The organism is Psychrobacter sp. A3 (genome assembly GCF_028823565.1).
Lineage (GTDB): Bacteria > Pseudomonadota > Gammaproteobacteria > Pseudomonadales > Moraxellaceae > Psychrobacter > Psychrobacter celer.
In genome coordinates this window covers 1-5,216 of record NZ_JAPEHS010000124.1, presented here as the reverse complement: position 1 = coordinate 5,216, position 5,216 = coordinate 1, and the positions used below count along the sequence as shown (strand labels likewise).

3 protein-coding genes are annotated in these 5,216 nt (G+C 46.8%); all 3 read left to right on the top strand.

Annotation, left to right across the window (positions count from 1 at the left end):
- Positions 1-2,715, top strand: a 2,715-nt coding sequence (locus tag NK638_RS11820) for a M66 family metalloprotease (protein ID WP_274633161.1), incomplete at its 5' end; no start/stop codon positions are given.
- A 327-nt stretch (positions 2,716-3,042) separates the two neighbouring features.
- A complete protein-coding gene (locus NK638_RS11815) occupies positions 3,043-4,614 on the top strand; it encodes a DUF2254 domain-containing protein (RefSeq protein WP_274633160.1) in 1,572 nt (523 codons plus the stop codon).
- A gap of 48 nt (positions 4,615-4,662) precedes the next feature.
- The coding region (locus tag NK638_RS11810; RefSeq protein WP_274633159.1) for a cation:proton antiporter domain-containing protein at positions 4,663-5,216 on the top strand (554 nt) is incomplete at its 3' end.

The window sequence follows — 5,216 nt, the reverse complement described above, 5'->3', positions numbered from 1 at the left end:
CCGCTGGAGCCAAGTACGCCGATCAAATATCCAGAACCACAAAAAGACCGTGCTGATTATTATCAATTAGGCTTCTTTGACTATGACGGTGCCGGTGAAACACGAGAGATCCGTTCTGACTTGACTGGCTCTTTTCAAGCCATGATTCAATTTGGGCAGAATCATACGGTAGATCCTCAGGGCAACGAAGCAAAAAACATGCCACGCTTAACTGCAGAAAAAGAGGCGTTATTACTGGTTACGCCTACGCTTGAGATGGGAGCAGTCAATCAACTGGTTGCTGAGATTCATCAAGATGGTCTGTTATTACGCAGGGTCAATTTAGACGACCCGACCCAAATCCCACCATCTGACCAAAACAACAGCGATGATAGACCACGGGTCGCCTATAGTAAGCGCGCTTGGTCAACCAAACTCAACTGGGATGAAGTACAAAGCGGCCTTAAGATTCGCATTGTCGATGAACAAAATCGTAGCGGTGAATTACTAGAAAATAAAATAGACTTTGCGGCGCCAGGTGAGCTGGTCTTAACCAATATCCGTCTTGGTCTTTTGAGCCCAGTGACTGTAAACAACAATGGTCATTATATGCTGCTACAGCCAGAAAAGGCGGGCACAGATTATTTCCAGACCATTCCAGCAGCAAAGATGACCGTCGCCAAATACGATGACGTCGTGCTTGATCGGGTGATGGTAGCGAACGGTACTATTTATGATACGGCTTCAGGTAGCAGCTCAGATGGCAGCGTATACAGCGGTGATATGCGCGAAAACACAGGCAAATCAACCTTTGGCGTCGGTATTAACCTTGCCAACTGGGGCGTCACTAGCGCATCGATGTTAAGCCAAGAGCAGCCGCAGCTCACCCAAAATGTCAATGCACACCATGCCCGTGGCAAATACGCCAACGGTACATTTAACCACGGCTTAAGCGGTGGCAATGGTATGCTGACTTTGATTGACTCGGTCGGTAATGAGTTTAGTCATGAAATTGGCCATCATTATGGATTGGGGCATTATCCAGGTAAAGTCGGTGATAAAAAATTCTGGTCAGAGCACCATGCCGATAGTGGTTGGGGTTACATGCCCCTTAGAAATAGAATGCGTGGTAACTTTGAATGGTGGCGAAAAGACGTCGGTGCCGGTACTGAAGACTCACCTACTTTCTTAGCTCAATACAGCTATGGTCGTGACGCCATGTCTGGTGGCTCTAATAACAGTGACATCTCGCGCTATACTCATTACACCGGCTATAGTACAAAAACCAAAATCCAGCCAGCATTTGATCGTTATATGTTTGCCAGTGACTCACCGACGGGCTATAAAAAATGGGATGCTGAGCGTCAAAGAATGCAGATCGCACAACCAAAAGTACCACGATCTAATAATGTTTGGTACAACAGCGCCGATGGCAACTATTTAAGACCGCGTTTGCAAGGCGTGCCTGTTTATACTATTTTAGGCGGTTATGACCCTGTCACCCAAAAGGGTATTATCTATCCAGCAGCGCGTGGTAACTGGGGTAACGTCTTTGACTTACCGGTGGCGAGTAGTTCAGCTAACGTCGCTAGCTGCTGGCTAACCGTTACTTACAGTAACAACATGGTCAATAACATTGCCCTTGCTCCTCATCGCATGAATGGCAATAGCAATGCCAATAAATTTCACGTCAATTTAGCGATTTCTGAAAACCCTAACAAGGTCGATTTGTATTGTAAAAAAGCCAACGAAGCACAAGTATTATTATCATCAACCGCTATTGGTCCCTATAGCGATACCATTAAGCCAGCCGTTACCTTTGGCAAAGAGCATGGCTTTAGCGCCTTAAGAAAAATCGAATTACCACTATTAGCGCGGCAACTTATCGATCAATCGGCCAACCCGACTATCAATTTGGACGCCGAGGGTGAGCTGATATACCACTCTTATAAAGATGATCGTGATGCGCTCAGTCAAGCACTCAGCCCGCTTGCCTTTCAGGTACTCGAGCGTTATGAGCAGCAGCAACAGACCATGCATCGCCTAAATCGTTGGGTCGATGTGTATCACACTGATTTAGTCGAGGGCGGGCCGGAGGTCATCACTGCCTTTCATAAGTTTGTCAACGAATTAGAACTGCAAGATGATCAGCCTCTAGCAAATGTCAGCCCGCTCATGAATGGTAACAACTGTCTTAAGGTCGAGACATTAGAAGATGGTAAGCTCAATACTTTTATCAGCGGACCAAGTGCTTGCACAGGAGATGACTCTGAGCAATGGATTCAAGACAGCAAAGGTCGTATCCACAATAAAATGGCACTAGATCAGTGCCTAATGCCGCAAGGTGGCAATGTCATTAACCTAGCCCCTTGTGATGATCAAGCAAGCTCGCAAGTTTGGCAAATGGATGTATTCGCCAACGCCATCAAGCAAGGCAATCAATGCTTTGACTTAGAAAATGGCTATATGAGTAATAATCGCGCTCGACTCATTCGCTATAGCTGTACAGGTGGCGGCAACCAAAGATGGACGATGCTCACGCAAAACTCGAGTTTGATATTATCTAGCGCTGGCAAAAATCTACCGCTGATAATAGAGAGTATGCAAAAACAAGCAGTGACGACAGACACCATGCAAATGCAGTTGGCAAGCACCAATAGTAATCATCAGCAACCCTCTACACTAGCAAAAGTAAGCAACGCGATAAGCACTTGGTTTTATAGTCTCATCAGCTAATTGAAAATACCTAATAATGATAAAAATAAGCTCCTATGATAGGGGCTTATTTTTACTAAATTTTTCATCGTTATTATTTATATGATAAGGTAATAAATAGTCAAAAGATTACTCCAGCGTTACGCTTAAATTCATCACCATTTTATTTTGAACCGGCTATAAGGCGTAGACGCAGCAAGCAAAGACAATGAATCCCTGTAGGACGATACCTGTTTTAAAATAGATTCACTATATACGATCTCGTCAGTCATTTTTGGAGCGCGAACATTGGACAAACACCCTGAAAATGGCTTTTTTAAACGACTACTCTTATTTTCAGGGCAGAGGATGAAGGCGTTTTCGCAGCTTTGGTCGTTACAGACATTGGCTGACCTGCCCGATCGTTTAAGAAACTTGTGGCAGGAGTTGATCGGCTCTTATTGGTTTATTCCGACTGCTTGCGTCATCGCCGGCATCTTACTGGCGCCAGTATTGGTGACGATAGATCAGCACTTTGACCGCGAGACCGTTCGAGAGATTACCTTTGCTTTTACGGGTGATGACGATGCGGCGCGCGCCATCATGACCTCGATTGCTGGTGCGGTGTTGGGCGTTGCTGGTACGACGTTCTCAATTACTATCGCCGTCCTTTCGATGGCCTCCTCCCAGTTTGGCCCACGGCTATTACGCAACTTTTTGACAGACACACCAAACCAGTTTGTCTTAGGGGCGTTTATTGGTACCTTTAGCTATAGCTTGTTGGTACTCAAGTCGATTCATAAGTATGATGTGGCCTTTGGCGTACCGCAACTGGCGGTGACCTTTGGGATTATCATGGCGATCATCTGTGCGCTGTTATTGGTCTATTTTGTCCAGCATATGGTCCACGCTATTCAGGCCTCGCACGTCATTCAAAACGCCAGCAACGATGCCATTAATAATATTCACTACTGGTATGGCGATTATTGTGATATTCAGCATCAGCGCGATGTCGAGCAGCACGATGTCGAGCAGTTTCACCAGTGGCAGGCAACGCCGATTTATCCGCCGCAATCCGGCTACCTGCAGCACATTTATTTGGAGTCATTAATCACCCTGACTCAAGAGTATGGCGGCGTGGTGCATCTACAGAGTAACCTCGGTGATTATGTCACTGACAAAAACGTCATTGGGCATTTTTATCAACGTCCGACAGACCATCCCAATAATCGGCAAAAAACCGCAACGCCGCAGCTGGCCGTGGTGCCACGTGCCCCTGATGGTATGTTTTGGCAGCGCTTTGCCGGTTGTATTCGTATCGAGCAGCGACTGGCACACTCCAATGATATTGCCTATAGTCTGGGGCAGATGACCGAGATTGCGGTGCGCGCCCTCTCACCTGGGATCAATGACCCAAAAACAGCCGTCAACTGCGTACAATCGCTCACCAGTTGCCTGAGCATTATGATGCGTCGTCAGCCGCCTAGCCCCTATCATTTTTATGTACCTGCCGAGCACCGTGACAAACCGCCGTATACCGCCATACCAAAACAAGTGGTGGCGCAGCAGCGCGTGGCTATCTTGGCCGTGGTGACTGATACGCCCAAAATATCAGAATTCATCAATACCTCACTTGGAGAGATTCGGCGCTATGCCGCAGCTGATGCCATGGTCCTAAAGGCGCTGTGTCAAGCGATGGTCAATCTCAACTATACCTGTATCAATCAAGCACAGCAGCAGACCTTGCTGCATGAGCTACAGCTAATTGAGCGCGCAGGAGAAGAAAACCTAAGCTACCAAGAGCTTATCGATGACCTAAGCGCGATGTGTCAGCAAGCCAAAGCCTTTATTATTGATAAAAACTCGCAGCACCAACACTTTTACTATGTCAGTGACTTTGCCGCCAGCATTCGCCAAAGTCTGCAGGCGCACACTAAATAATTTGTACTGATTACTTTTACTACTTATCACTCATAAGAGACCTGTTTTATGGCATCTGCAACCAGCCTGACCATACTTGAAATCAGCGCTATCTTTTTATCGATTACTGCCCTGCTGACCTATGTCAATCATCGCTTTATCGGTCTGCCCACGACCATTGGAGTCATGGTCATCTCGATTGTCCTATCTATCGGTGCGATTTTTTTGGGGTTTTTGGGGTTCGACCAGCTCATTGATTATGAGGTGAGCTTACTAGAGCAGCTAGATTTTACCGAAGTGCTATTGGACGGCATGCTCTCGATGCTTTTATTTGCAGGGGCGCTGCATGTCAATATCAGTGACTTAAAACGCTATCGACTGCCCATTGGTATTCTCGCCTGCGTGGGTACCCTAGTCTCAGCCCTGCTAATCGCCACTGCGCTCTATCTTATGTTGCCCTTCTTTGGATTTGGCTTGCCGTTTCTTTGGTGTTTGTTGTTTGGCGCTTTAATCTCGCCGACCGACCCTATCGCGGTGATGGGCATCTTATCATCCGCTGGCGCCCCAAAAAGCTTAGAGACCGTCATCGCAGGCGAGTCGTTGTTTAATGATGGTATCGGCGT